Below are 23422 nucleotides of genomic sequence, written 5' to 3'. Positions count from 1 at the left end.
CTCAGCCCTTGAAGTGCAGGACGCAGATCAGCGTGAACAGCCGGCGCGCGGTGTCCATGTCCGTCTCGACCTTGCCCTCGAGCCGTTCGAGCAGGATTCGCGAGCCCTCGTTGTGGATGCCGCGCCGGCCCATGTCGATGGCCTCGATCTGGCTGGGCGGCAGGCGCTTGACGGCGTCGAAATAGCTTTCGCAGATCTGGAAGTAGTCCTTGATGATCTGCCGGAAGGGCGACAGCGACAGGTGGAACTGCGCGGCGGGCGCGTCCGTCTCGTCGCGCACGTCGAACACCAGCCGCCGCTCGCGGATGCCCAGGCGCAGGCGGTAGGGGCCCGGCGGCGCGCCCTCGCGCGGCAGGGCGAAGCGGTTGCTCTCGAGCAGATCGAAGATCGCCACCTCGCGCTCCTGGCGCACCTCGGGGGTGGGGGCGGGCAGGCCCTCTTCCTCGAGCTCGACGGCGATCAGGCGCTCGCGCTCGGCCTCGGGGGCGCTCATCGCCCGCTCTCCTCGGCGCGGTTGAGGGCCTCGAGCCGCGCCGCCACCGACAGCCCGTGCGCCTCGAGGCTTTCCGACTGCGCCAGCGTGCGCGCCGCCGGGCCGATGGCCGCCAGGGCGCCGGGGCTCATGCGCGCGATGGTGGTGCGCTTCATGAAGTCCAGCACCGACAGCCCGGACGAGAAGCGCGCCGAGCGCGCCGTCGGCAGCACATGGTTCGGGCCGCCCACATAATCGCCGATGGCCTCGGGCGTCCACGCGCCCAGGAAGATCGCGCCCGCATGGCGCACCTTGGCCGCCAGCGCGTCGGGGTCGGCCACGCACAGCTCCAGATGCTCGGGCGCGACGCGATCCGACAGCTCGGCCGCGTGGTCAAGGTCGCGCGCCACGATCACCGCGCCGAAGTCGCGCCAGCTGGCGCGGGCGATCTCGCGCCGCTCGAGCGTGGCCAGCCGCGCCTCGACCGCCGCGGCGGCGGCGCGGGCGAAGGCGGGGTCGTCGGTGATGAGGATGGCCTGCGCGCTTTCGTCATGCTCGGCCTGGCTGAGCAGGTCGAGCGCGATCCAGTCCGGGTTCTGCGCCCCGTCGGCGATGATCAGGATCTCGGACGGGCCGGCGATCATGTCGATCCCGACCGTGCCGAAGACCCGCCGCTTGGCCGCCGCGACCCAGGCGTTGCCGGGGCCCACGATCTTGTCGGTCGGGCGGATCGGCCCCGCGCCCCAGGTCAGCGCGCCGATGGCCTGGGCGCCGCCCACGCGGAACACCTCGTCCACGCCGGCCAGGCGCGCGGCCAGCAGCACCAGCGGATTGACCTGCCCGTCGGGCGTGGGCGCGCACATGGTCAGCCGCCGCACCCCCGCCACGCGCGCGGGGATGGCGTTCATCAGCACCGAGGAGGGATACGAGGCCAGCCCGCCCGGCACGTAAAGCCCCGCCGAGTCGACCGGCGTCCAGCGCCAGCCCAGCGTCGCGCCGGCGCGGTCGGTCCAGCTTTCGTCGCGCGGCAGCTGGCGGCGGTGGTAGGCGGCGATGCGCTCGGCCGCCAGTTCGAGCGCGGCGCGTTCCTCGGGCGGCACGCGGGCGACGGCCGCGTCGATCTCCGCGTCCGAGAAGGCCAGCGTCTCGGGCGTCAGGCGCAGGCGGTCGAAGCGCTCGGTCAGTTCGAGCAGCGCCTCCACGCCGCGCGCGCGCACATCGGCCAGGATCCGCGCCGCCGCCTCGTCCACATCGGCGTCCGCCTCGCGCTTGGCGGCCAGAAGGGCGGCGAAGCGGTCCTCGAAATCAGGCTCCTGCGCGGAAAGGAAAACGGGCATGTCGGATCCTTGCGTGTCGGCGCGGCGCGGGCCGCGGCGGGCGGGTCAGTCGGCGGGATGGGCGGGGGCCTTGCCCGAAGGGGCGGCGTAGGGGCGCGTGACGTCGTCGAGGCGCAGGTTCAGGCACTCGGCTTCGACCGCCAGCTCGGCGCCGCCCGACAGCACCAGGCGCAGCGCGCCCGCGCCGTCCTCGGCGGGCTCCCAGGTCATGGTCAGAAGGTTGAAGGGACGTTCGCCGTCGGCCGGATCGAGCCCGAGCGCGCGCACGCGCGAGACGTCCTCGATCACCAGCAGGGCGCGCACGCGCTCGAAGGGGCGCCCCTGGCGGGCGGCGCGCTCGCGATCCTCCCAGCGGAAGCGGTTGAGCAGCAGCGACAGGCGCCGCTGCGCCGGCGTCCAGGCGATGTCGGCGGGCTTGCCGACCGCGTCCTGCAGAAGGGCGGCCATCACCTTCAGATCCTCGGCGTCGGCGGCCAGAAGGCGCAGCGGCCGTTCGGCGGCGTCCTCGAAGCGGGCGTCTTGCATGGCGGTCCTCCTTCGGCGGTCCGTCGCGTTGCGTCGCGGTTCAGATAGGCCCGCGGAGGGCGCGAAGGCAAGGGCGCGCGGCGCGCGCCGCCCCTGCATGCCGCGCGCAGGCGCCGCGGCGCCGGGCGCATCCTGGGGCGGGGGAGGGCGCATCCTGGGGCGCGGGCAGCGCCCTTCCTGCCGCGCCGATCCAGCGGCCAACCTCGGTCCTGCCGATCGCGCGCGGGCGGCGCCCTCAGTCCGCCTCGGCCTTGTCCGACAGGCGCTCGATATGCGCGCCGCAGGCCGACAGCTTCTCTTCGACCCGCTCATAGCCGCGGTCGAGGTGGTAGACGCGGCTGACCACCGTCTCGCCCTCGGCGGCCAGGCCCGCCAGGATCAGCGAGACCGAGGCGCGCAGATCCGTCGCCATCACCGGCGCGCCGCGCAGCTTGGGCACGCCCGTCACCGTCGCCGTCCCGCCATGGACCTCGATGCGCGCGCCCATGCGCATGAGCTCGGGCGCATGCATGAAGCGGTTCTCGAAGATGCGCTCCTCGAGCACGCTGACCCCGTCGGCCAGGGTCAGCATGGCCATGATCTGCGCCTGCAGGTCGGTCGGAAAGCCCGGATAGGGCTCGGTGACCACGCGCAGCGGGCGGATGGCGCCGTTGCGCCGGCGCACGCGCAGCCCCTCGGGCGTGTCCTCGACGGCGATGTCCGCCTCCTCGAGCTTGTCGCACAGCGCTCCGACCAGTTCGCGCGAGCCGCCGATCAGCTCGACCTCGCCGCCGGTGATGGCCGGGGCCAGCATGTAGGTGCCCAGCTCGATGCGGTCGGGAATGACCGCATGAGTCGCCCCGCCCAGCGCCTCGACCCCCTCGATGACGATCTCGGAGCCGCCCGCCCCCTCGATGCGCGCGCCCATGGCGTTGAGGCAGCGCGCGAGGTCGGCGATTTCGGGCTCGCGCGCGGCGTTGCGCAGAACGGTCGTGCCGCGCGCCAGCGACGCGGCCATGAGCAGGTTCTCGGTCGCGCCCACCGACACCACCGGAAATTCGAACTCGGCCCCGCGCAGGCCCTTGGGTGCGCGCGCATGCACATAGCCGTCGCGCAGCTCGAGCTCGGCGCCCAGCGCCTCGAGCCCGCGCAGATGCAGATCGACCGGCCGCGCCCCGATGGCGCAGCCGCCGGGCAACGAGACCTCGGCCCGGCCCTCGCGCGCCAGTAGCGGGCCCAGCACCAGGATCGAGGCGCGCATGCGCCGCACGATCTCGTAATCGGCGCGGTGGCTGGCGATGCGCTCGGCGCCGATGGCCAGAACGCGCCCGCCCTGCAGCGCCGCCACCTCGCAGCCCAGCGATTCCAGCAGCTGGGTCATGGTGCGGATGTCCGACAGACGCGGCGCGTTGGTCAGCGTCAGCGGCTGGTCGGTGAGCAGCGCCGCCGGCATGAGCGCAAGGCATGCGTTCTTTGCGCCGCCGATGGCGATGCGGCCCTTGAGCGGAACTCCTCCGCGAATCGCGATTCTGTCCATGGCTGCTCCCGTGCTCGGCGCGCTGCGTCGTCGGTGGGTCTATCGGCGCGGGCCGGGCGGTTCAATGACCGTCCTGCGGCGGCGCGTCGTCGGGCGGCCCGCCCGCGTCCGCGGCGTCGGGCGCGGCGCCGTCCTCGGCCGCGCGCGCGCGCAGCTGCGCCTTGCGCCGGCGCAGATTGGCCCGCAGCGCCTCGGCCAGCCGGCGGGCGCGCGCCTCGGCCGGGGTCAGGGGGCGGTCGTCGTCGGTCTTGCTCATGGGCGCGGTGATAGCGCGCCGGCGCGCCGGCGTCCATGTCCCGGTCCGGCCCCCTATGCAGTCTCGCGGTCCGGTCCCGCGGCGCGCCCCGGGCGGCGCGGGCGCGGGGCCGGCGGCGGGGCTCGGAGGCGGGCGCGGAGCCGGGCGCGGGGAAGGGCGTCGGGAAGGGCGCTGGGGGCCGAAATTCCCCCTTGCGTTCGCCGCGCCATCGGGTAAAAGGCCCCCCGACGCCGCAGTAGCTCAGAGGTAGAGCACTCCCTTGGTAAGGGAGAGGTCGAGAGTTCGATTCTCTCCTGCGGCACCATCCCATCCGCAGATCCGCGATCGAAGCCGCGCCGCAGGGCCCGCCGCGGCGCCCTGTCCGGGGCGCGCATCCGTCGGGCGAGGCGCGAAGCCGCCGAGACGCCCGCGCCGGAGCGCGCGCCCTTGCGGCGAGGCCTGCGCGCCGCTTGCCGGCCGGCGCCCCGCCCTTGCGCCGGGCGGCGGGCGCGGCGATCATGCGGCGCATGACCAATTACGCGCGCATCCTCGACCCCGAGGTGCTGGCCTTCGTCCGCCGCACCGAGCAGTTCTATCCCGCCGACGCCGCGACGCGGCCCATCGCCGAGCAGAGGGCCTTCTACGACGCCATGTGCCGCGCCTTTCACGCCGGACGGCCGCCCGGCGTGACGACGCGCGACGTGCGGATCGGGGACATGGGCGCGCGCATCTACCTGCCGCCCGGCGGCGAAGAGGCGCCCGCGGCCGTGCTTTACCTGCATGGCGGCGGCTTCTTCCTTGGCGGGCTCGAGAGCCATGACGACGTGTGCGCCGAGATCTGCGCCGGGGCGGGGCTGCCCGTGGTCGCGGCCGATTACCGCCTGTGCCCCGAGCATCCGCACCCCGCCGCCTACGAGGACGCGCTGAGCGCCGCGCGCTGGACGCTGGCGCGCTTCAACCTGCCGCTGATCCTGGCGGGCGACAGCGCCGGCGGCGCGCTGGCGGCCTCGGCCGCCCATGCGCTGCGCGCCGAGGCGCCGCTGGCGGGGATGGCGCTGATCTATCCGGGGCTGGGCGGCGAGACGGATTCGGGATCATGGGTGCGGCACGCCCATGCGCCCCTGCTCACGCGCGACGAGGCGCTGGCCTGCAACGCCCTGCGCCATGGCGGCGCCCCGCCCGCGGCGCCGGGGCCGGATGCGGCGCCGCTCCGCGACGTCGATTTCTCGGGCCTGCCGCCGACGGTCGTGTTCCATGCCGAGTGCGACCCGCTCTCAGACGACGGCCCCGCCTATGCCGCGCGCATCCTGGCCGCGGGCGGTCGGGCGCTGGCGGTCGAGGAAAAGGGGCTGGTGCATGGCTATCTGCGCGCGCGGCGCATGTCGGGGCGGGCGGCGGACGCCTTTGCGCGCATCCTCGCCGCCATCGGCGCGCTGGCCGAAGGGCGCTGGCCGCCCTTGCCCTGAGCGGCGGCTTGTCGTGCGCGGTCAGGCGCTCAGGAACGGCGCGGCGCCCATGCCGGGGGGAACCGGCGCGCCCAGCCGGGTCAGGATCGTGGGCGCCAGCTGAAGCTGGTCCAGCAGCGCATCTTCGGGCGGCCCCTCGGCCGGGCCGAAATAGTAAAGCGCGAAATCCTGCTGATCGGCCCCGCGCCCGCCGTGATGGCCGCGGTCGCTCTGGCCGTGATCGGCGGTGACGATGACCTCGTCCCCCGCCTCGCGCCACATGCGCAGGAAGGGCGCCAGCATGGCGTCGGCGGCCGCGCAGGCATGGTCCATCTCGACGCAGTCATGGCCGAAACGGTGGCCCATGCTGTCGAGCGTGCAGCTGTGCAGCAGCCCGTAGTTCAGGCCGAAGCGCCGCGACAGGCTGGTTAGCGTGGCGAACAGGTCAAGGTCGCACGGCGTCATCTGGTTCGCATGGCCGTAGCCCGTCATGGTGTGAAAGCGGCCGTGGTTGATGGCGGGCGAGTCGGGCTCGTCATACTCGATGTCGCGCACCGGATCGAAAGGCGCGCGGTTGAAGAAGGCCGACCAGAACGAATGCGCCACCGCCCCGGTCGTTCCGCCCGCCGCGCGCACCTGCGAGAACACGTCGGGCATGGGAATGCGGAAGATGGTCTCGTTCGAGGTCACCCCATGCACCTGCGGCGGCGCCCCGGTATGGATGGTGGCGTAGCACGAGGCCGAAATCGAGGGCAGGCGCGCGCGCATGCGCCACACCCGCGCCTCGCCCGACTCGACCCAGCCTTCGAGATTGCCGAACAGCCGCCGCCATGCCCGCCAGGGCACGCCGTCGAGGATGATGAGCTTGAGCCGCCTTTCCATGCGCCGCCCCTAGTGCCCCGCGCTTTCCATGCGCCGATGGGCCAGGACTTCTTCCAGCCATCCCAGCTTCATCTCGGGCGCCGAGGACAGCAGCAGGTCGGTGTAGTCGTCGAAGGGCGGGGTCAGCACCTGGGTCTTGGTCCCGTAGCGCACCACCTTGCCGCGATGCATCACGGCGATGGAATCGGCGATGGCGCGCACCGTGGCCAGATCGTGGGTGATGAACAGATAGGCCACGTCCTCGATGCGCTGCAGATCGAGCAGCAGCTTGAGGATGCCGTCCGCCACCAGGGGATCGAGGGCGCTGGTTACCTCGTCGCAGATGATGAGCCGGGGCTTGGCCGCCAGCGCGCGCGCGATGCACACGCGCTGCTTCTGCCCGCCCGACAGCTCGGCCGGATAGCGGTCGGCGAAGCCGCGGCCCATCTCGATCTCGTCCAGCAGCTCGTTCACCCGCTTGTCGCGTTCGGCGCCGCGCAGGCCGAAATAGAATTCGAGCGGCCTGCCGATGATGGTGCGCACCGTCTGGCGCGGGTTCATGGCGGTGTCGGCCATCTGGTAGATCATCTGCAGCTGGCGTAGATCCTCGCGCGAGCGCTGCTTGAGCCGCGGGGGCAGGGGGCGGCCGTCGAACAGCACCTCGCCCTCGCGCGGGGGCAGCAGGCCGACGATGGCCCGCGCAAGCGTCGACTTGCCCGAGCCCGACTCGCCCACCACCGCCAGCGTGCGCCCGGGGTGCAGATCGACGCTGACGTCGCTGAGCACGTCGACCGGCACGCCAGGATAGGCCGCGCTGACCCCGCGCACGCTCAGCAGCGGCGCGCCCTCGGGGGGGTTTTCGGGGTGCTCGATGGCGCGCACCGAAACCAGGGCGCGGGTGTATTCCTGCCGCGGGCGTTCGATGATCTGGGCCGTGGGGCCGTATTCGACCGTCTCGCCATGGCGCAGAACCATGATGTCGTCGGCCACCTGCGCGACCACGGCCAGGTCGTGGGTGATGTAGATGGCCCCGACGCCGGTGGCGCGGATGGCGCGCTTGATGGCCGCCAGAACGTCGATCTGGGTTGTGACGTCAAGGGCGGTGGTGGGCTCGTCGAACACCACGAGGTCGGGCTCGGGGCACAGGGCCATGGCGGTCATGGCGCGCTGCAGCTGCCCGCCCGAGACCTGGTGCGGATAGCGGCGCCCGAAATTCGCGGGGTCCGGCAGGCCCAGCTGCTCGAACAGGCTGACCGCGCGCGCCTCGGCCTCGGCGCGCGAGGCCACGCCGTGTTCGAGCGCGCTTTCCACGATCTGGTCCATCAGGCGGATGGCCGGGTTGAAGGCCGCCGCCGCCGACTGGGCGACGTAGGTCACCTCCTTGCCGCGCACGCGCCGCAGGCCGCGCGCAGGCAGGCGCAGGATGTCGCGCCCGTTCAGCAGCACCTGCCCGCCGCTGATGCGCACCCCGCCGCGCCCATAGGCCAGCGCCGCAAGGCCGATGGTGGACTTGCCCGCGCCCGACTCGCCGATCAGGCCCAGAACGCGGCCCTTGCGCAGGCGCGCCGAGACGCCCTTGACGATCTGCTGCGTGCGGGGTCGCTCGCCGGGCGGGTGCACGGTGGCCTCGATGCGCAGATCGCGGATGTCGAGCAGCGGGGCTTCGTCCCCGGGCGCCTCGGGCGCCGGGATGGCGGGGTTCGGGTCACTCACCGCGGCCTCCCTTCAGGCTGGTCGTTCGGGTCAGGATCCAGTCGGCCACGAGGTTGACCGAGATGGCCAGCGCCGCGATGGCGATCGCCGGCGTCAGCGCGGCCGAGATGCCGTAGACGATGCCCTCCTTGTTCTCCTTCACGATGCCGCCCCAGTCGGCGTTGGGCGGCTGCACGCCAAGGCCGAGGAAGGACAGGGTGGACAGGAACAGCACCATGAAGATGAAGCGCAGCCCCATCTCGGCCACCAGGGGCGACAGGGCGTTGGGCAGGATCTCGCGGAACACGATCCAGCCGCGCCCCTCGCCGCGCAGGCGCGCGGCCTCGACGAAGTCCATGACCGTGATGTCCACCGCCACCGCCCGCGCCAGGCGATAGACGCGGGTGCTGTCCAGAAGGCCCATCACCAGCACCAGCGTGGTCATGGTGGTGGGCAGCACCGACAGCACCACCAGCGCGAAGATCAGGGTGGGGATCGACATGACCAGGTCCACCAGCCGCGAAAGCGCCTGATCGACCCAGCCGCCGGCCACCGCCGCCGTCAGCCCGAGCACCGAGCCGGTGAGGAAGCTGAGCATCGTCGCCAGCGTCGCGATCCAGATGGTCGTGCGCCCGCCATAGATCATGCGGCTGAGCAGGTCGCGCCCGATGCTGTCGGTGCCCAGAAGGTGCTCGGCCGAGGCCGGCTCCCACACGTCGCCGACGATCTGGGTCATCGGATAGGGCGCGATCCAGGGCGCCAAGGCGGCGCCGGCGAAGAACAGCGCCGTCACGGTCAGTCCAAGCAAGGCGGAAAGGGGAATTCGGATCATTTGGGATGCCTCAGCCGCGGATTGGCCAGGATCGAAACCACGTCCGCCACGGTGTTCAGCCCGATATAGACGGCGGCGAAGATCAGCCCGCAGGCCTGCACCACGGGCACGTCGCGCTTGGCCACGTGATCGACCAGATACTGCCCCATGCCGGGGTAGACGAAGACCACCTCGATCACCACCACGCCGACCACCAGATAGGCCAGGTTCAGCATGATGACGTTGACGATGGGCGCGATCGCGTTGGGCAGGGCGTGGCGCGCGATGATGCGGATCGGCGCCAGGCCCTTGAGCTCTGCGGTCTCGATATAGGCCGACTGCATCACGTTCAGGATGGCCGCGCGGGTCATGCGCATCATGTGCGCCAGCACCACCAGCGTCAGCACCGCCACCGGCAGCGCGATGGCCGACAGCTTCTGGCCCAGCGTCATCGCGTCGCTGATCATCGCCACCGAGGGGAACCAGCGCAGCTGCACGGCGACGTAGAAGATCAGCACATAGGCGATGAGGAATTCGGGGATCGAGATCGACGCCAGCGAGACGGCCGAGATCAGCCGGTCGGGCCAGCGGTTGCGATAGCGCACCGACACGATGCCCAGGATCAGCGCCAGCGGCACCGACACCGCCGCCGCGCAGGCCGCGAGGAACAGCGTGTTGCCAAGGCGCTTGCCCAGCGACTGGGCGATGTCCTCGCCATTCGAAAGCGCCGTGCCAAGATCGCCATGCAACGCACTGAAAAGCCAGTTGAAATACCGCTGCACGGGCGGGTCGTTCAGGCCCAGCTCGGCGCGCAGATTGGCCAGCGCCTCGGGCGTGGCCGACTGGCCCAGGATCGACTGCGCCACGTCGCCGGGCAGCAGCTGCGTGCCCGCGAAGATCAGCGCCGACGCGGCGAAAAGAAGGAGGAGGCCCAGCGCGATGCGCTGGACCAGGAGCTTGACGATGGGATGCAGCATGGCCGCCTCAGGCCAGCCAGCACTTCACCATGGCGAAGCCGTTCATCATCTCGCCGTTGGGATCCTTCTCCCAACCCTGCACGCGGGCGTCGGTGGCGTCGATGAAGTCGTTGAACATCGGGCAGATCAGACCGCCCTCGTCGCGCACGATGCGGCCCATGCGACTGTAAAGCTCCTTGCGGCGCGCCTCGTTCAGCTCGGCGCGGGCCTCGAGCAGCAGGCGGTCGAACTCCTCGTTCTTGAAGCGGGTGTCGTTCCAGTCCGCGGTCGACAGATAGGCCGTCGAATACATCTGGTCCTGCGTCGGACGCCCGCCCCAATACGAGGCGCAGAAGGGCTGCTTGTTCCAGACCTCGGACCAGTAGCCGTCGCCCGGCTCGCGCTTGATCTCGAGCGGGATGCCGCAGGCGGCCGCGCTCTGCTGGAACAGCTGCGCCGCGTCCACCGCGCCGGGGAAGGCCACGTCCGAGGTGCGCAGCACGATGGGCGAGCCGTCATGCCCCGACTTCTTGTAGTGGAAGCGCGCCTTGTCCGGGTCGTAGCGGCGCTGCGGGATCGTGTCGTCGAACAGCGGATAGGCCGCGTTGATGGGCATGTCGTTGCCCAGCCCGCCATAGCCGCGCAGGATCTTGTCGACCATCTCCTCGCGGTTGATGGCGTATTTCAGCGCCAGCCGCAGGTCGTTGTTCGCGAAGGGCGGCGTGTCGCAGTGCATGATGAACACGTAGTGCCCGCGCCCGGACACGTTGCGCACCTGCACGCCGGGCACGCGCTTGACCAGGCTGACGATCTTGGGCTCGAGGCGGTTGATCATGTGCACCTGGCCCGACTGCAGCGCCGAGGTGCGGGCGGTGGCGTCGTTGATGACCAGGATCTCGGTCGTCTCGGCATGGCCGCGCGAATCATCCCAATAGTTGGCGAAGCGGCGGAAGCCATGGCGCACGCCGGGCTCGTTCACCTCGACCACATAGGGGCCGGTGCCCACGCCCGCGGCCGGATCGTCGCGCCCGCCGCCCGGCTGGATGACCAGATGGTAGTCGGCCATCAGATAGGGCAGGTCGGCGTTGGGGGTTTCGAGCGTGACGGTGAAGGTGTCGCCCGAGGCCTTCATCTCCTTGATGCCGCGCATGATGCCCAGCGCGCCGGATTTCGAGTTCTCGTCCGAGTGGCGGCGCATGGTCTCGAGCACGTCCTCGGCCGTCAGCGTCTTGCCGTTGTGGAACTCGACGCCCTTGCGGATCTTGAAGCTCCAGGTCGCGGCGTCCGGGGTGGAGGAGAATTCCTCGGCCAGGCGCGGCATGAGGCGGTTGTCGGGGCCGACCTCGACCAGCGTCTCGCCGAAATGGCGCAGCACCACGAAGGGCACGTTCGAGGCCGACAGCGCCGGATCGAGCGAGTTGGTGCTTTCGCCGCCCTGAAGGCCGGCCTTCAGATGCCCGCCCTTGACCGGTCCGGCGGCGCGCACGGCCGAAGCCAGCAGCGCGTTCGCCCCCGCGGCCGTCACGCCAAGCGCGGCCGCTCGGCCCAGAAAGTCGCGTCGGTTGACCAGGTTGAGCGCGGCGCGGCGCGCCAGATCCTCGAGTTCGCGGCTCATTTGCGTTGATTCTCCCTGTCCGCCGCCCGAGGGGGCGGCTTTTTGTTGATCCACGGATCAACAATGCGCGCCAGCGCCCGTTCGTTCAACCCCTTGACAGGTTGCCGCAACGTCGCGCCGGGCCGCGCGGTCACTTCTGAGCAAGATCTGGCGGATGCGCCTCGATTCGAATCGCGCTGTACCAGGCGGCCAGATCGGCGATGTCCTCGTCGCTGAGGCCACGCGCGACCACGCTCATCATCTCGTGCTCGCGCTTGCCCGAGCGAAACGCCTTGAGCTGCGTTTCAAGGTAGATCGCGCTTTCGCCGGCAAGATTTGGCGCGATGGGAATGCGCGCGATGCCGTCGATGCCGTGGCAGACCTTGCATTTGCGCGCCTTCTCGCGCCCGGCCGCCAGATCGGCCGCCGAAGCGGGCGCCGACGCCGCCAGCGCCAGCGCCAGCAGCGCGGCCGCGGCGCGGACCGGGGCCGCAGCCCCGCCCGCCCCGCGAAGAAGCCGCGCCGTCATTGCGCGCCCTCATACCAGATGCGGTAGAGCGCGCCCGCGAGGTCGTCGGACACCAGCAGCGAGCCGTCGCGCAGCTGCGCCACGTCCACCGGGCGGCCAAGATACTCGCCCGTCTCCTCGTCCAGCCAACCCTCGGCGAACGGCTCCATGCGCGCGCCGCCCTCCTCGTCGACGAAGGTGACCATCACCCGCGCGCCCACCGGCTCGGTGCGGTTCCACGAGCCGTGCTGCGCCGAGAAGATCGCGCCGCGATAGCGCGCGGGGAACTGCTTGCCGGTGTAGAAGACCATGCCCAGATCGGCCGCATGCGCCACGGTCTCGACCACCGGGAAGACGACGTCGGCGGGCGGCTCCTCGTCCTTGTATTCGTTGGTGCGCACCGAACCGCCGCCATACCAGGGAAAGCCGAAGTTCTGGCCCGCCTCGGTGGCGCGGTTCAGCTCGCCCGGCGGGATGTCGTCGCCCATGCCGTCGACCTGGTTGTCGGTGAACCACAGATGCCCGGTCGAGGGCTGGAAATCCATGCCGACCGAGTTGCGGATGCCCGAGGCGAAGACCTCGCGCTCCGATCCGTCGGCGTTCATGCGGATGATGCCGCCGATGCCCCACTTGGCGTAAAGCTCGCGCTTGGACTTGGGCGGCACGTTGAAGGGCTGGCCGAGCGAGATGTAGAGCTTGCCGTCCGGCCCCACGTCGCACACGCGCGCGGTGTGGTTGTAGCTGACCTCGTCGGGCGGGATCAGCTCGCCCTCGGGCACGACGTTGAAGGCCGCCACGTCCGGGCTTTCGTAGAAGAACTCGGCCGCCGGATAGACCAGCACCCGGTTCTGCTCGGCGATGTAGAGGAACCCGTCGGGCGAGAAGCACGGCCCGTTGGGGATCTTCATGTCGATCGAGGGCGCGAAGTCCTTGACCTCGTCGGCGACGCGGTCCTTGTCGCGGTCGGTCACGGACCAGACCTTGGTCTTGCGCGTGCCGACGAAGGTGACGATGCCCTGCGGGCCGACGGCGATGTGGCGCGCGTCGGGCACGATGGCGTAAAGCCCGATGCGGAAGCCCTCGGGCAGGCGGATGCGTTCCAGCGTGCGGCGGATCGCCTCGGCCTTGGCGCCGCCCTGTTCGACATAGGTGAAGCCGGCGCCGCCTGTGACCTTGAACTGACTCAGCTTCTCGAGATTGTCGGCCGCCTGCGCCTGCGCGGCCAGTCCCAGCGCGGCGCTCATGGCGATGATCGTGCGCATTCTTCCCTCCCTTGACCCTTGTCGCGCGGGCGCGCGCCCGCGGCGCCGCTTCGCGCGGCCAGGGCATCGTAAGGCGCCGTGACGGAAAAGGGGGGCGGCGACGCGGCGATTCGCCGCGCCTGTTTCATCTGGCGGAAGCCGGCGCCGCATGGCGCGGGCCGGGCTGAACCTGCGATTAACCCGCTCGCGACGGGTCGGGATTCGCGGGCGAATCGGCGGACGCCGGCGCCGCCGGGCCCAGGCAGGCGCTCCAGAGCGCGTCGTCGGCGCGGGCCAGCAGGCGCAGCGTGGTCGCCTTGCCCCGGTTCGGGTTGAAGGCATCGACCCGCGCCAGCTCGCGCAGCGCCGGCGGAGCGCCGCCCGCCGCCTCGGCCAGGGCGCGATCGAAGCGCGCGCGCGCGCGGTCCTCGACCCAGACCGAGGCGCCGGGCAGGGCGATCAGCCGCCGCGCGGCGTCCTCGTGGCTCAGGAACGCGACCGCGCCGTCGGTCAGAAAGACGAGGCTCGGCTCGCGATAGGTGACCGAGGCCGGCGGCGGCGCCGCGCAGCGCGCCAGCGGCGCGGCGGCCTGGGTCATCAGCGCGCTGGGAAACAGCGTGCGCGCCGCCGGCAGCGTGTGCGACAGCGTGGCCGCCGACAGCAGCGCGCTGGCCGCCGCGCCAAGCGCGCCGAAGGCCGCCAGCCGCCCGCCCCCCAGCGCCGCCGCCCCCAGCGCCGTCGCCGCCAGCCCCGCCAGCGCCAGCGCCGCGCCCCAGGGCGCGGGCGCCTGCCCCAGCCAGAGCAGCCCGGCAATGTTGGCCAGCGCCAACGCGCCGCCGACCAGCGCGAACAGCGCCGCGCCCGCGCGCAGCGTCCAGCGGCGCGGCGGGCGAAGCGGGTCCGCGGCCAGCCGCGCCGAGGGGACGAGGTCATGCGGCAGCCCCGGCGCGCGCGCGGGGGCGGCGTTGCGGCGCGCCTCTTCGGTCAGCCACAGGGCCAGCAGTCCGGCCAGGGCGGGCAGGGCGGGCATGACGTAATGCGGCAGCTTGGTCGGGGTGAGCTCGAAGACCAGCCAGGTCGGAACGGCCCATCCGAGCAGAAAGCGCGCCTCGGGCCGCGCGCGCATGCGCCAGACGGCGGCGGCCGCCGCCGGCGCCAGCGCCGCCCAGGGCCAGAAGATCGCCCAGAACGCCGCCAGATACGTCCCCGGCGGCGCGCCGTGCGATTCCCGCCCCTGCGCGACCTTGCCCAGCAGATCGTCCAGCAGCGCCTCGCGGAAGAAGGCGCCCTCGGTGCGCAGCGCGATCAGTGCATACCATGGCGCGGCCAGCGCAAGGAACAGGAGCGGCCCGCGCCGCCAGTCGGGCGCGCGCAGCGGCGCAAGGCTGCGCTGCGCGACCGCCAGCCACGCCATGCAGCCGACGAGCGGGATGAACACGATGGGGCCCTTGAGCGCGACCCCCGCCGCCAGCGCCGCCCACATGCCCAGCGCCGCGCCGCGCCCGCCCGCCAGCGCGCGCGCATAGGCGCCCATGGTCAGCACGATCGCGGCCAGAAGGGCGGCGTCCGTCTTGGCGATATGCGCCTCGGCCACGACCACCAGCGCCGTGGCCGTCATCGCCGCCGCGCGAAAGGCGGCCGCCCGGCCCGCAAGCGGCGTCAGCGCCCAGAACAGCCCCAGCGTCGCCAGCGTCGCGCCCAGCGCCGAGGGCAGCCTCCAGGCCCACATCCCCACCCGTTCGACCGGCACGTCCAGCGCCTTGGCCGCCGCCGCCGCGGACGCCGCCTGAAGCCAGTAGATGCCGGCGGGCTTCTTCCAGCGCGGCGCGTCCTGAAAGCGGATGTCGACGTAGTCGCCGCTCTGCAGCATCTGGCGCGAGGCCTGCACGAAGCGCGCCTCGTCGCGATCGGTGACGGGCAGCGCGTCCAGCCCCGGCGCGAACATGGCCAGGCACAAGAGCGCCAGCGCCGCGACCTGCCGCCAGGCGGCGCGGTCGAGCCAGGCCGCGGCCGCGCGCGCGCGCCCGTCCAGCGCCGCCGGCGCGCGGCGCAGGCGCCCGCGCTCGGGGTCGGGGGTCATGCGGGCGTCAGTCGGCCGCGGGCGGCGCGGAGGGGTCCTCGGCCGGCGGCGGGACCAGCAGGCCCTTGAGATCGTCGGCCAGCGGCGCGGCGTCGGGGGCCGGGGCCTCGGCGGCGGGAACCTTCTCGAGCACCGAGCGCGAGGCGGCGTTCTGCGCGGCCAGGATGGTCAGCGCCAGGCTGGTGGCGACGAAGCCGGCGGCGATCATCCAGGTCGCCTTGCTCAGCGCCGTCGCCGCGCCGCGGCCGGTGACGAGGCCGCCGCCGCCGCCGCCGATGCCCAGCGCGCCGCCCTCCGAGCGCTGCAGCAGCACCAGCCCGATCAGGAACACCGCAAGAATGAGGTGGACGATGAGCAGAACGTTTTCCATCGGGTCGGCCTTCCTGAATGCGCCCAAGCCGGGCGGCGGGTCTGGCGGCGGTTTCTACCGCCTCGGCGGGCGCTTGTCGAGACGGGGCGCGGCGCGATCGGCGCCGGGGCCGTCGGGGTCGGCCGGGCCGCCGCCGTCCTCCGCGGCGGCGAGGGCCGCGCGTTCGTCCGCGGGGCGCGGGCCGCCGCCCCCGCCGGCCGCCAGAGGATGACCCGACAGCACCAGCGCCCGCAGCCGCGCCTGCATGACATGGGCGTAGATCTCGGTGGTCGAGATGTCGGCATGGCCCAGCAGGGTCTGGATCGCCCGCAGATCCGCGCCCCCCGCCAGAAGATGCGTGGCGAAGGCGTGGCGCAGCGTGTGCGGCGAGACGCTGGCCGGGTCGATCCCGGCCCGCGCCGCCGTCTCGCGCACCAGCTGGAAGAAGCGCGCCCGCGTCAGCCGCCCCGCGCGCCCGCGCGAGGGAAACAGCGCCGCCGCGCCGCGCAGGCGCGGGTCCGCGTCGCGATGGGCCAGCCAGGCGGCGAGCGCCGCGCGCGCGGGCTCGGACAGCGGAACCATGCGCTCGCGCCCGCCCTTGCCGCGCACCAGCAACATGCGCGGATCGCCCCGCGCGGCGGCGGCGGGCAGGTCCAGAAGCTCGCTCGCGCGCATGCCCGTGGCGTAGAGCAGCTCGAGCATGCAGCTCAGCCGCAGCGCCGCCGCCTGCGCCGCCGGGCCGGGGCCCGCGGGCCGGCGCGCGGCCTCGAGCAGCGCCTCGACCTGCTCGGGCGACAGCGTGCGCGGCAGCGGGCGGCGCGCGCCGGGGCCGCGAAGACGCGCGGCGGGGTCGTCCTCGCGCCAGCCCTCCTCGCAGGCGAAGCGGTAGAACTGGCGCGCCGCCGACAGGCGCCGCGCGCGCGTGGCCCGGCTCAGCCCGCGCGCCTCCATCGCCGCCATCCACGCGGCGATGTCCGCGCGCTCCAGCGCCAGCAGATCGCCGCCCCCATGCTCGGCCAGGTCGGACAGATCGCGCGCATAGGCCGAGATCGTGTTGTCGGCCGCTCCGCGCTCGGCGCGCAGCGCCTCGAGAAAGCGCGCGACGGGATCGGCGGGCGCGCGCGCGCTCATGCCGCCCCCGGGTGCGCCGCGGCGCGGCGCGGGGGCTCAGTCGCCGGGCGCGGGCGCATCGATCGTCACCGTGGCGCGCGGGGCGGGCAGATCGGCCACCAGCGCATAGCCCGCCAGCGCCAGCGCGCCCAGAACGGCAAGGTATAGAAGGTATTTGAGCGCGGTGCGCATGACGTCTTCCTCCTTGTCCCGCGGCCCGAGCGATGCGGACTTGGCGCCGCGCCCGCGGCTGGTGTAACGAGGGACCCGCCCAGCCCCGAGCGTCGGCGCGTCGCGCGCCGCGACCCTAGCGCCGGCCGCGCCGCGCCGCAATGGCGCGGGGCCGGGCGAAGCCCCATGCCGCCGGCCTTCGGAGCCGCGGCCAGCCGAAGGACGCCGCGCGATCGTGAGCACGCCCGACACGCCGCCCAGCCCAGACGACGCGCCGGCCGCCTTGCCGGACGGCCCCCGGGCTCCCGCCGCGCGGCCCCGGCTGCTGCGCCCGGTCGCGCTGGTCGGGCTGATGGGCGCGGGCAAGACCACCGTCGGCCGGCGGCTCGCCGCCATGCTGGACGCACCCTTCGTCGACAGCGACGAAGAGATCGAGGCCGCCGCGCGCATGAGCGTGGCCGAGATCTTCGCCTCGATGGGCGAGGACGCCTTTCGCCAGGGCGAACGCCGCGTCATCGCGCGCCTTGTGCGCCAGCCGCGCCCGGCGGTGATCGCAACCGGCGGCGGCGCGTTCATGAACGACGACACCCGCGCGCTGCTGCTGAGCCGCGCCGCGACCGTGTGGATTCGCGCCGAGCTCGACACGCTGGTCGAGCGCGTGGGGCGCAAGAACACCCGCCCCCTGCTGGCCGGCGGCGATCCGCGCCGGATCCTGGCCGAGCTGATGGCCCGCCGCCACCCCGTCTACGCCGAGGCCGCGGTCGTCGTCGACAGCCGCCGTGGCGAGAAGCACGAAGCCGTCGCCGCCCGAATCCTCGACGGTCTGCGCGCGCTCGGCGACGTGATCGAAGAGGGGCCCGACGCCCCCCAGAGCCAGGAGACGCCCGCATGAGCCCCCAGCGCAGCACCGTCGAGGCGCCCTTCGGCGCGCGCAGCTACCGCATCGAGATCGGCCCCGGCCTGCTGGCCGAGGCGGGCGCGCATGCGGCGCCGCTGCTGCCGCGCCCGCGCACCGCCGTCATCACCGACGAGAACGTCGCCCGCGCCCAGCTTCCCGCCCTGCGCGCGGGTCTGGCCGCCGCCGGCATCGAGGCCGACGAGCTGATCGTGCCGGCGGGCGAGGGCAGCAAGTCCATGGCCGAGCTGACGCGCGTGGTCGAGTGGCTGCTCGATCGGCGCATCGAGCGCGACGATCTGATCATCGCGCTGGGCGGCGGCGTGATCGGCGATCTGGTCGGATTCGCCGCCGCGATCCTGCGCCGGGGGGTGGGATTCGTGCAGATCCCGACCTCGCTGCTTGCGCAGGTGGACAGCTCGGTCGGCGGCAAGACCGGGGTCAACGCGCCCCAGGGCAAGAACCTGATCGGCGCCTTCCACCAGCCGCGCCTGGTGCTGGCCGACACCGACGCGCTGCGCACGCTGCCGCGGCGCGAGCTGCTGGCCGGCTATGCCGAGGTGGCGAAATACGGGCTTCTGGGCGACGCGGACTTCTTCGCCTGGCTCGAGACGCACGGCCCGGCGCTGCGCGACGGCGACGACGCCGCGCGGATCGAGGCGGTGCGCCGCTCGGTCGAGGCCAAGGTGCGCATCGTCGCGCGCGACGAGACCGAGCGGGGCGAACGCGCGCTGCTCAATCTGGGACACACATTCGGCCATGCGCTCGAGGCTGCGACCGGCTATGGCGAGCGCCTGCTGCACGGCGAGGGCGTGGCGATCGGCTGCGTGCTGGCCTTCGCGCTGTCGGCGCGGCTGGGGCTGTGCGCGCAGGAAGAGCCCTCGCGCGTGGCGGCGCATCTGTCGCGAATGGGCCTGCCCACGCGCCTTGCCGACATTCCCGGCCCGCTGCCCGACGCCGAGGGGCTGATGGCCCTGATGGCGCAGGACAAGAAGGTCAGGGCCGGACGTCCGACCTTCATCCTGGCGCGCGGAATCGGCCGCGCCTTCGTCGCGCGCGACGTCGATCCCGAGGCCGTGAGGGCCGTTCTGAACGAGGCCCTGGCCGAGCGCGGCGCGGCCTGAAGGGCGCGGCGCAAGGCGGTTCGGGCGCGGGGGAATGCGGGGGGACGGCCGGCCGGATTTTCGCGCGATTTCGCGCTTGACGCCCCCCGGCCGCATGGATAAAAGCCCCCTCGCGAGCGGCGGAGTAGCTCAGTTGGTTAGAGCAGCGGAATCATAATCCGCGTGTCGGGGGTTCGAGTCCCTCCTCCGCTACCAGATCTTCCTCGAAAATCCGTTGCTGGAAGAGGCGATCGCGACGCGCGTCAGGGGCGTGCCGTCCATCGCTTCCGTCTGCGCGTGCGACCTGCTCTGCCAAGGAGATTTCGGCGAGCGCCCGGGCGATGTGCGCCGAGCTGCGCGCAGGGCCTTCGCGGCGGCCGCAGGCCGGGAGGCGCGGGCGCCTTGTCCGGTTCCGGCCCTTGCCTTCTTCGCAGCGAAGCGGCGAGCGCCGAATCCCCCCGCCGACGGGAGCGGGACCCCGCCGCGTCGGCGTCGCGTTCATGCGGCCGGGGCGCGGGCGATGCGGCGGTAGCCGGCCTTGCCGTGGTAGAAGCCGTTGCTCAGAGGCGCGTCGCCGCAGATTTCGCGCAGGCGCGCCTCGGCCTCGGCCGCGCTCAGCCTTGCGTCAAGAAGCGCGCGGAACAGGTTCGCCGCCGCCGCCATGTCGACCGCCTGCGGCATCAGGCGCAGATGCGTGACTCCGGCGGCGACGAGCTCGGGGATCTCGTCGATCAACGCCAGATAGGATTCCGATTGGGTCTGGATGCCGTTGACGCGAAGGATCGGTCGGTCGTCCGTGGTGCGCAGGGGCATTCCGTCGGGATCCTCCTCGCACACATGGCGGCAATTGTCCTTGGTCCGGCCATGGGCGCGCGCGTGGTAGCAGCGCGCCGACACCGCCAGCGAGGCGCGCCCGAACACCTGCGCCTCGACCCCCATCCCCAGCGCCCGCGCCGCGCCGGCGGCGACGGCGACGGCCGGGCCGGGCAGCTCGACGGGCAGGCAGACATGCGTCGCCCCCTGGGACGCCATCCAGGCGATCGTCGCCTCGTTGTAGGCGTTCATGAACGGGCCGATGCGATGGGGCCGCCGCCCGCGGGCGAACAACCCGGCGGCGTTGTTGATCTCGATCTCGGGCGCCTCCAGCGACGCCAGCTCGGCGGTCGCCTTGCGCTCGCGCACGAGCATCACCTCGGCCAATGTCGAGAGGATCACGGTCTTGCCCGCGCGGCGCAGACGCTCGATCGTCTCGGGAAGATCGGGCTCGTGGAAGGGCGCGCGCTTGGAGCAGATGACCTCGCCCAGATAGACCTCGTCCACCGCCGCCTCGTCGGCGATGCGCGCGTAGAAGTCGCGCCGCCTCTCGGGCGGCCAGTGATAGGCGATCGGTCCCAGCGTCAGCTTCGTCATGCTCTCACCGCCATTTCTTCGTGGCAAAGGCGCCCTGGGTCTGCTTGCGGCCCTCGGTCAGCGCGACAAGGCCGTCAAGGTCGGCGCGCCGCCCCGCGCGGATCTCGTCCACCGCCTTGCGGAAGGCCGAGACGACGGTGCGCACATAGCTTTTCGACCGTTGCCGCCCCTCGATCTTGAACGCGTGAACGCCCGCCTCGATCAGCTGGTGAAGCATGGGCGCGAGGTTGAGGCTGATCGGCTCTTCGAAGGCGTAGTATCCCTCGGGGCGATGGGGCGCGTTGTAGCGGCCCTTGCAGATGGTGGGATAGCCGGCCTTCTCGTCGGGCCCGAAGCGGTCGATGGCGAACCCGGCCAGCCGCGACGTCATCGCGCCGTCTTCGTGACGCACGTATTCGACATGGGACGCCGGCGAGCAGACGCCGTCCATGTTGGTGGACTGGCCGGTCAGGTAGCTGGTGAGGCTGCATCGCCCCTCGACCATCAGGCCGTGATTGCCGAAGATGAAGGTCTCGATCTCGCAGGGGATCTCCTTGCGGATTTGCCGGATCTCGGCGATCGTCAGGATGCGCGGCAGCACCACCCGCTTCACGCCGAAATGCGCGCAATAATAGCGGATCGCCTCGGGCGAGGATGCGGCGGCCTGCACGGACAGGTGCAGCCGGATCCCGGGATGGGCGCGCGCGATGTGGTCGGCTACGCCCATGTCTGCGACGATGACGGCGTCGACCCCGACCCGCGCGCCGATCTCGGCGGCCTCGCGCCACAGAGCCGTCCGGCCGGCCGGCGGGTATGTGTTCAGCGCCAGCAGCACCTTGGCGCCGCGGCCATGCGCGTAGGCGACGGCCTCTTCCAGCTCTTGCGGCGTGAAGTTCAGCCCCGGAAAGTTCCGCGCGTTGGTGGCGTTCTGAAAGCCGCAATAGACGGCGTCGGCCCCCGCGTCGACGGCCGTGCGCAGGGCCGAGGGCGTTCCGGCCGGGCAGATCAACTCGGCCACGCTCATCGCCCGTCTCCTTGGGGTTCGACATGCCGATAGCGCCGGCGAAGCTGCGCAAGGATGGCGCGGCCGGGCGGGCCGAACATGTCGGCCGCCTCCTCGGCGATCGAGCCGTCCACGTCGTCGAGCGCATTGCGCAGGCGAACGACCGCCTCGGTGTCGCCGCCGATCTCCAGATCGCGCGAGAAGAAGGCGGCGTCGCCGTCCTGTTCGGCGTCGATCAGTTCGAGCAGCAGCAGGAAACGCCCCCGAATGCTTGCGCCCGCCGGCGGCAGCCGGTCGCGCGGCGTCGCCCTCAGGATCAGCCGTTCGGGATCGGGGCGCAGATGCAGCGCGAAGGGCAGCTCGACGGGATCGATCACGTAGTCGGTCCTGCAGTGCGCGCCCAGCCGCGCGAACAGCGCGGGATGGCGCTGCGCGATGCGGCGCACGATCCGCGTCAGGAAGGGCTGCGCCACCAGGCAGGCGACGCGCGAGAGCGCCCCGCCCGGCGTCGGCGGTCCCGCTTCGATTCGGGTCGCGATTTCGGACATCTTCGCGTGCTCCATCGTCAACGCGCCGCGCCGGCGCCGGCAAGCGCCGGGCGGCCTGTTCCGAGCGCGGCCAGACACCAGCCGAGCGCGGCTTCCTCGCGGGGCGCAACCTGCTCGGCCAAGCCGCCGCAGAAGGCGTCGAAGGCGGCGCGGCGAATCTCCGAGACCCCGATCATGACCGGAACGCCCCGGCTGACCGCCGCGCCGATCAGCGCGCGAAAGCCGCGGCCCTCGGCCTCGCTGACGCCGAACCTGTTGAGCAGGACGATGTCCGCCCCGCGTTCGAAGGCGGCCATGGCCAGGCCGGCGGCGTGCTCGATCGCTCCGGCGTCGAGGCGGCACGCGGTCGAGCACGCGCCCAGATCCTGCGTGATCCGCACTTCGGGCCCGTCGGGCAGCACGCGCAGCACCGCTTCGCAATGCGCGGGCGCGGCGGCGGGGCTGCGCAGCGCGCCGGCCACGCGGAAGCCGCGCGCGATCAGGGCCGCGTGCAGCCGCTCGAGCAAGGCGTCGGTGCGGCCGTCGCCCGATATGGGAAGGGCGGCGATGGCGGGAAGTTCGTCTTCGGCGTCCGTCGTCGGTCTGGACATGTGCGTTCTCCTCGGGCCGCGGCCGGTCTGGGCGCTTGGGGCTTCGGCGGGCTCTTGCGCGATTCCGGGGCTCTGTAGCAGCGCGCGGGCGGCGAAAAACTGACGATGGTCAAGATCCGCCGCACTTCGTCGCGCGCCGGACATCGGCGGTCGCATCGCCTTGGCACGGCGCGGCGAAGGGGCGATCATCGCGACCATGACAAGCCCGAGCGATGATTCCGACCCACCGCGCCATCCCTGCGGCGCCTGCGCCTTCGGCGAGGCCAGCGTCTGGCGTCCGGTCGCGCCCGAGCTGCGGGCGCGGCTGGCGCAGGGGTTTCGCCGCCGCCAGCTGGCCCGCGACGAGGCGATCTATGCGCAAGGCGCGCCGGCCAACACGGTCTATTGCCTGTCGCGCGGGCTCGTGGCCTTGCGCACGACGCGCGAGGACGGCCATTACAGCTTCGTCCGCCTCGTCCGGCCGGGCGAGATCTTCGGCTTCCGCTCGTTCCTGGCAAGGCAGCCGCACGACACGGAGGCGCGCGCGCTGACGGCGGCGCGGGTGTGCGTCGTGGCCGCGCGCGAGGCGAGGGAGGTGGTCGAGGGCTCGCCGCAGGTGCTCGGGGGGCTGGCGCTGCGCTGCGCAATCGAGCTGCGGCGCAGCCGCGACTTGCGGGCCCATTCGCGCCGCGGCGACGCCGGCGGCCGCCTGCTGCGGCTGATCCGCGATCTGTCGGCCGATCAGGCGCCCGACGCGGACGGGGTCGTGCGCTTTCGCTTGCCCTTGTCGCGGGCGGACATGGCCGCGGCGCTGGGCCTGGCGCCCGAGACCGTGACGCGGCGCCTGCGCCGGCTTTGCGAGGCGGGCGCGCTCAGGATCTCGGGCCGGCAGGTCGAGCTGCCTGCGCCGGCGGCCGAGGGGGGCGGCTGAGCGCGACCCCGCCGCCGGGCGCGAGGCGGCTCGCGCTGCGCCTGCGCCCACCCGCCGGCGTGCGACGCGTGGCGGACGGGG

Annotated in this window: 24 protein-coding genes and 2 tRNA genes; 6 read left to right on the top strand and 20 right to left on the bottom strand. The window is 72.8% G+C overall.

Translation table 11 applies throughout. From position 1 onward, the window contains the following. Position 1: 1 nt before the first annotated feature. The 5 genes from LY05_RS06035 to LY05_RS06015 all read right to left on the bottom strand — a co-directional run bounded on the left by LY05_RS06035 (position 2) and on the right by LY05_RS06015 (position 4106). The gene (locus tag LY05_RS06035) at positions 2-493 is read right to left on the bottom strand and encodes a UPF0262 family protein (RefSeq protein WP_148922492.1); all 492 of its coding nucleotides are present in this window, start codon (positions 491-493) and stop codon (positions 2-4) included. Continuing rightward, positions 490-1809: a histidinol dehydrogenase gene (hisD, locus tag LY05_RS06030; protein ID WP_148922491.1), complete on the bottom strand. Its 1320-nt coding sequence runs from the start codon at positions 1807-1809 to the stop codon at positions 490-492. Before hisD ends, LY05_RS06035 begins: the two co-directional genes overlap by 4 nt. A gap of 45 nt (positions 1810-1854) precedes the next feature. Next, entirely contained in the window at positions 1855-2334 is a 480-nt protein-coding gene (locus tag LY05_RS06025; RefSeq protein ID WP_148922490.1) for a DUF2948 family protein, read from the bottom strand. A 235-nt stretch (positions 2335-2569) separates the two neighbouring features. Beyond that, the gene (murA, locus tag LY05_RS06020; protein ID WP_072745870.1) at positions 2570-3850 is read right to left on the bottom strand and encodes a UDP-N-acetylglucosamine 1-carboxyvinyltransferase; all 1281 of its coding nucleotides are present in this window, start codon (positions 3848-3850) and stop codon (positions 2570-2572) included. Between the two features lie 61 nt (positions 3851-3911). Beyond that, positions 3912-4106 carry a hypothetical protein gene (locus LY05_RS06015; RefSeq protein WP_148922489.1) on the bottom strand — a complete coding sequence of 65 codons (195 nt, stop codon included), beginning with the start codon at positions 4104-4106 and terminating at the stop codon, positions 3912-3914. 229 nt (positions 4107-4335) lie between these two features. Here LY05_RS06015 and LY05_RS06010 point away from each other — a divergent pair. Next, positions 4336-4410, top strand: a tRNA-Thr gene (locus LY05_RS06010). 202 nt (positions 4411-4612) lie between these two features. Further along, on the top strand, positions 4613-5551 hold the full coding sequence (locus LY05_RS06005; protein ID WP_148922488.1) for an alpha/beta hydrolase fold domain-containing protein: 939 nt from the start codon (positions 4613-4615) through the stop codon (positions 5549-5551). Positions 5552-5572: 21 nt separating this feature from the next. Here the strand turns inward: LY05_RS06005 and LY05_RS06000 are convergent, their stop codons facing one another. The 11 genes from LY05_RS06000 to LY05_RS15535 form a co-directional block, all read right to left on the bottom strand. After that, the gene (locus tag LY05_RS06000) at positions 5573-6412 is read right to left on the bottom strand and encodes an alkaline phosphatase family protein (RefSeq protein ID WP_148922487.1); all 840 of its coding nucleotides are present in this window, start codon (positions 6410-6412) and stop codon (positions 5573-5575) included. A 9-nt stretch (positions 6413-6421) separates the two neighbouring features. Further along, positions 6422-8104: an ABC transporter ATP-binding protein gene (locus LY05_RS05995; protein ID WP_148922486.1), complete on the bottom strand. Its 1683-nt coding sequence runs from the start codon at positions 8102-8104 to the stop codon at positions 6422-6424. After that, the gene (locus tag LY05_RS05990; protein ID WP_148922485.1) at positions 8097-8915 is read right to left on the bottom strand and encodes an ABC transporter permease; all 819 of its coding nucleotides are present in this window, start codon (positions 8913-8915) and stop codon (positions 8097-8099) included. Before LY05_RS05990 ends, LY05_RS05995 begins: the two co-directional genes overlap by 8 nt. Continuing rightward, entirely contained in the window at positions 8912-9868 is a 957-nt protein-coding gene (locus LY05_RS05985) for an ABC transporter permease (RefSeq protein ID WP_072746094.1), read from the bottom strand. Before LY05_RS05985 ends, LY05_RS05990 begins: the two co-directional genes overlap by 4 nt. Positions 9869-9878: 10 nt before the next feature. Continuing rightward, positions 9879-11465 carry an ABC transporter substrate-binding protein gene (locus LY05_RS05980; protein ID WP_148922484.1) on the bottom strand — a complete coding sequence of 529 codons (1587 nt, stop codon included), beginning with the start codon at positions 11463-11465 and terminating at the stop codon, positions 9879-9881. A gap of 130 nt (positions 11466-11595) precedes the next feature. Next, a complete protein-coding gene (locus LY05_RS05975) occupies positions 11596-11973 on the bottom strand; it encodes a c-type cytochrome (RefSeq protein WP_148922483.1) in 378 nt (125 codons plus the stop codon). Continuing rightward, a complete protein-coding gene (locus tag LY05_RS05970) occupies positions 11970-13214 on the bottom strand; it encodes a PQQ-dependent sugar dehydrogenase (RefSeq protein WP_148922482.1) in 1245 nt (414 codons plus the stop codon). The genes LY05_RS05975 and LY05_RS05970 overlap by 4 nt, the downstream gene beginning before the upstream one ends. A 175-nt stretch (positions 13215-13389) precedes the next feature. Next, positions 13390-15273 carry a glycosyltransferase family 39 protein gene (locus LY05_RS05965; RefSeq protein WP_148922481.1) on the bottom strand — a complete coding sequence of 628 codons (1884 nt, stop codon included), beginning with the start codon at positions 15271-15273 and terminating at the stop codon, positions 13390-13392. A gap of 7 nt (positions 15274-15280) precedes the next feature. Beyond that, positions 15281-15643, bottom strand: a complete 363-nt coding sequence (gene secG / locus LY05_RS05960) for a preprotein translocase subunit SecG (RefSeq protein ID WP_072745862.1) — start codon at positions 15641-15643, stop codon at positions 15281-15283. A gap of 54 nt (positions 15644-15697) precedes the next feature. Further along, a complete protein-coding gene (locus LY05_RS05955) occupies positions 15698-16753 on the bottom strand; it encodes a tyrosine recombinase (protein ID WP_148922480.1) in 1056 nt (351 codons plus the stop codon). A 36-nt stretch (positions 16754-16789) separates the two neighbouring features. After that, on the bottom strand, positions 16790-16924 hold the full coding sequence (locus LY05_RS15535) for a hypothetical protein (protein WP_256598358.1): 135 nt from the start codon (positions 16922-16924) through the stop codon (positions 16790-16792). A gap of 214 nt (positions 16925-17138) precedes the next feature. On the opposite strand from LY05_RS15535, the gene LY05_RS05950 reads away from it, so the two are divergent. The 3 genes from LY05_RS05950 (at position 17139) to LY05_RS05940 (ending at position 19117) form a co-directional block, all read left to right on the top strand. Further along, on the top strand, positions 17139-17795 hold the full coding sequence (locus LY05_RS05950) for a shikimate kinase (protein WP_249041871.1): 657 nt from the start codon (positions 17139-17141) through the stop codon (positions 17793-17795). Beyond that, positions 17792-18922 carry a 3-dehydroquinate synthase gene (gene aroB / locus LY05_RS05945; protein WP_148922478.1) on the top strand — a complete coding sequence of 377 codons (1131 nt, stop codon included), beginning with the start codon at positions 17792-17794 and terminating at the stop codon, positions 18920-18922. Before LY05_RS05950 ends, aroB begins: the two co-directional genes overlap by 4 nt. Positions 18923-19040: 118 nt before the next feature. Beyond that, positions 19041-19117 (top strand) — tRNA-Met (locus LY05_RS05940). Positions 19118-19399: 282 nt separating this feature from the next. On the opposite strand, the gene ubiV is transcribed toward LY05_RS05940, so the two are convergent. The 4 genes from ubiV to LY05_RS05920 are packed head-to-tail and all read right to left on the bottom strand — an operon-like array spanning position 19400 to position 22431. After that, on the bottom strand, positions 19400-20311 hold the full coding sequence (gene ubiV, locus LY05_RS05935) for a ubiquinone anaerobic biosynthesis protein UbiV (RefSeq protein ID WP_148922477.1): 912 nt from the start codon (positions 20309-20311) through the stop codon (positions 19400-19402). 4 nt (positions 20312-20315) lie between these two features. Then, the gene (gene ubiU, locus LY05_RS05930) at positions 20316-21314 is read right to left on the bottom strand and encodes a ubiquinone anaerobic biosynthesis protein UbiU (RefSeq protein WP_148922476.1); all 999 of its coding nucleotides are present in this window, start codon (positions 21312-21314) and stop codon (positions 20316-20318) included. Next, positions 21311-21841 carry a ubiquinone anaerobic biosynthesis accessory factor UbiT gene (gene ubiT / locus LY05_RS05925; RefSeq protein WP_148922475.1) on the bottom strand — a complete coding sequence of 177 codons (531 nt, stop codon included), beginning with the start codon at positions 21839-21841 and terminating at the stop codon, positions 21311-21313. The genes ubiU and ubiT overlap by 4 nt, the downstream gene beginning before the upstream one ends. Positions 21842-21858: 17 nt before the next feature. Then, positions 21859-22431 carry a DUF2478 domain-containing protein gene (locus LY05_RS05920; RefSeq protein ID WP_148922474.1) on the bottom strand — a complete coding sequence of 191 codons (573 nt, stop codon included), beginning with the start codon at positions 22429-22431 and terminating at the stop codon, positions 21859-21861. A 196-nt stretch (positions 22432-22627) separates the two neighbouring features. Here LY05_RS05920 and LY05_RS05915 point away from each other — a divergent pair, with 196 nt between their 5' ends. Next, on the top strand, positions 22628-23341 hold the full coding sequence (locus LY05_RS05915) for a Crp/Fnr family transcriptional regulator (RefSeq protein WP_148922473.1): 714 nt from the start codon (positions 22628-22630) through the stop codon (positions 23339-23341). Positions 23342-23422 lie beyond the last annotated feature (81 nt).

It is taken from the genome of Oceanicella actignis (assembly GCF_008124525.1).
GTDB lineage: Bacteria > Pseudomonadota > Alphaproteobacteria > Rhodobacterales > Rhodobacteraceae > Oceanicella > Oceanicella actignis.
The sequence above is the reverse complement of the archived record's forward strand: the minus strand, read 5'-3'. Positions and strand labels throughout refer to the sequence as shown.

Excerpts from the sequence above, each read along its gene's own strand:
- LY05_RS06035 (WP_148922492.1), bottom strand. The coding sequence starts at position 493 with ATGAGCGCCCCCGAGGCCGAGCGCGAGCGCCTGATCGCCGTCGAGCTC.
- hisD (WP_148922491.1), bottom strand. The coding sequence starts at position 1,809 with ATGCCCGTTTTCCTTTCCGCGCAGGAGCCTGATTTCGAGGACCGCTTC.
- LY05_RS06025 (WP_148922490.1), bottom strand. The coding sequence starts at position 2,334 with ATGCAAGACGCCCGCTTCGAGGACGCCGCCGAACGGCCGCTGCGCCTT.
- murA (WP_072745870.1), bottom strand. The coding sequence starts at position 3,850 with ATGGACAGAATCGCGATTCGCGGAGGAGTTCCGCTCAAGGGCCGCATC.
- LY05_RS06015 (WP_148922489.1), bottom strand. The coding sequence starts at position 4,106 with ATGAGCAAGACCGACGACGACCGCCCCCTGACCCCGGCCGAGGCGCGC.
- LY05_RS06005 (WP_148922488.1), top strand. The coding sequence starts at position 4,613 with ATGACCAATTACGCGCGCATCCTCGACCCCGAGGTGCTGGCCTTCGTC.
- LY05_RS06000 (WP_148922487.1), bottom strand. The coding sequence starts at position 6,412 with ATGGAAAGGCGGCTCAAGCTCATCATCCTCGACGGCGTGCCCTGGCGG.
- LY05_RS05990 (WP_148922485.1), bottom strand. The coding sequence starts at position 8,915 with ATGATCCGAATTCCCCTTTCCGCCTTGCTTGGACTGACCGTGACGGCG.
- LY05_RS05980 (WP_148922484.1), bottom strand. The coding sequence starts at position 11,465 with ATGAGCCGCGAACTCGAGGATCTGGCGCGCCGCGCCGCGCTCAACCTG.
- LY05_RS05975 (WP_148922483.1), bottom strand. The coding sequence starts at position 11,973 with ATGACGGCGCGGCTTCTTCGCGGGGCGGGCGGGGCTGCGGCCCCGGTC.
- LY05_RS05970 (WP_148922482.1), bottom strand. The coding sequence starts at position 13,214 with ATGCGCACGATCATCGCCATGAGCGCCGCGCTGGGACTGGCCGCGCAG.
- LY05_RS05965 (WP_148922481.1), bottom strand. The coding sequence starts at position 15,273 with ATGACCCCCGACCCCGAGCGCGGGCGCCTGCGCCGCGCGCCGGCGGCG.
- secG (WP_072745862.1), bottom strand. The coding sequence starts at position 15,643 with ATGGAAAACGTTCTGCTCATCGTCCACCTCATTCTTGCGGTGTTCCTG.
- LY05_RS05955 (WP_148922480.1), bottom strand. The coding sequence starts at position 16,753 with ATGAGCGCGCGCGCGCCCGCCGATCCCGTCGCGCGCTTTCTCGAGGCG.
- LY05_RS15535 (WP_256598358.1), bottom strand. The coding sequence starts at position 16,924 with ATGCGCACCGCGCTCAAATACCTTCTATACCTTGCCGTTCTGGGCGCG.
- aroB (WP_148922478.1), top strand. The coding sequence starts at position 17,792 with ATGAGCCCCCAGCGCAGCACCGTCGAGGCGCCCTTCGGCGCGCGCAGC.
- ubiV (WP_148922477.1), bottom strand. The coding sequence starts at position 20,311 with ATGACGAAGCTGACGCTGGGACCGATCGCCTATCACTGGCCGCCCGAG.
- ubiU (WP_148922476.1), bottom strand. The coding sequence starts at position 21,314 with ATGAGCGTGGCCGAGTTGATCTGCCCGGCCGGAACGCCCTCGGCCCTG.
- ubiT (WP_148922475.1), bottom strand. The coding sequence starts at position 21,841 with ATGTCCGAAATCGCGACCCGAATCGAAGCGGGACCGCCGACGCCGGGC.
- LY05_RS05920 (WP_148922474.1), bottom strand. The coding sequence starts at position 22,431 with ATGTCCAGACCGACGACGGACGCCGAAGACGAACTTCCCGCCATCGCC.
- LY05_RS05915 (WP_148922473.1), top strand. The coding sequence starts at position 22,628 with ATGACAAGCCCGAGCGATGATTCCGACCCACCGCGCCATCCCTGCGGC.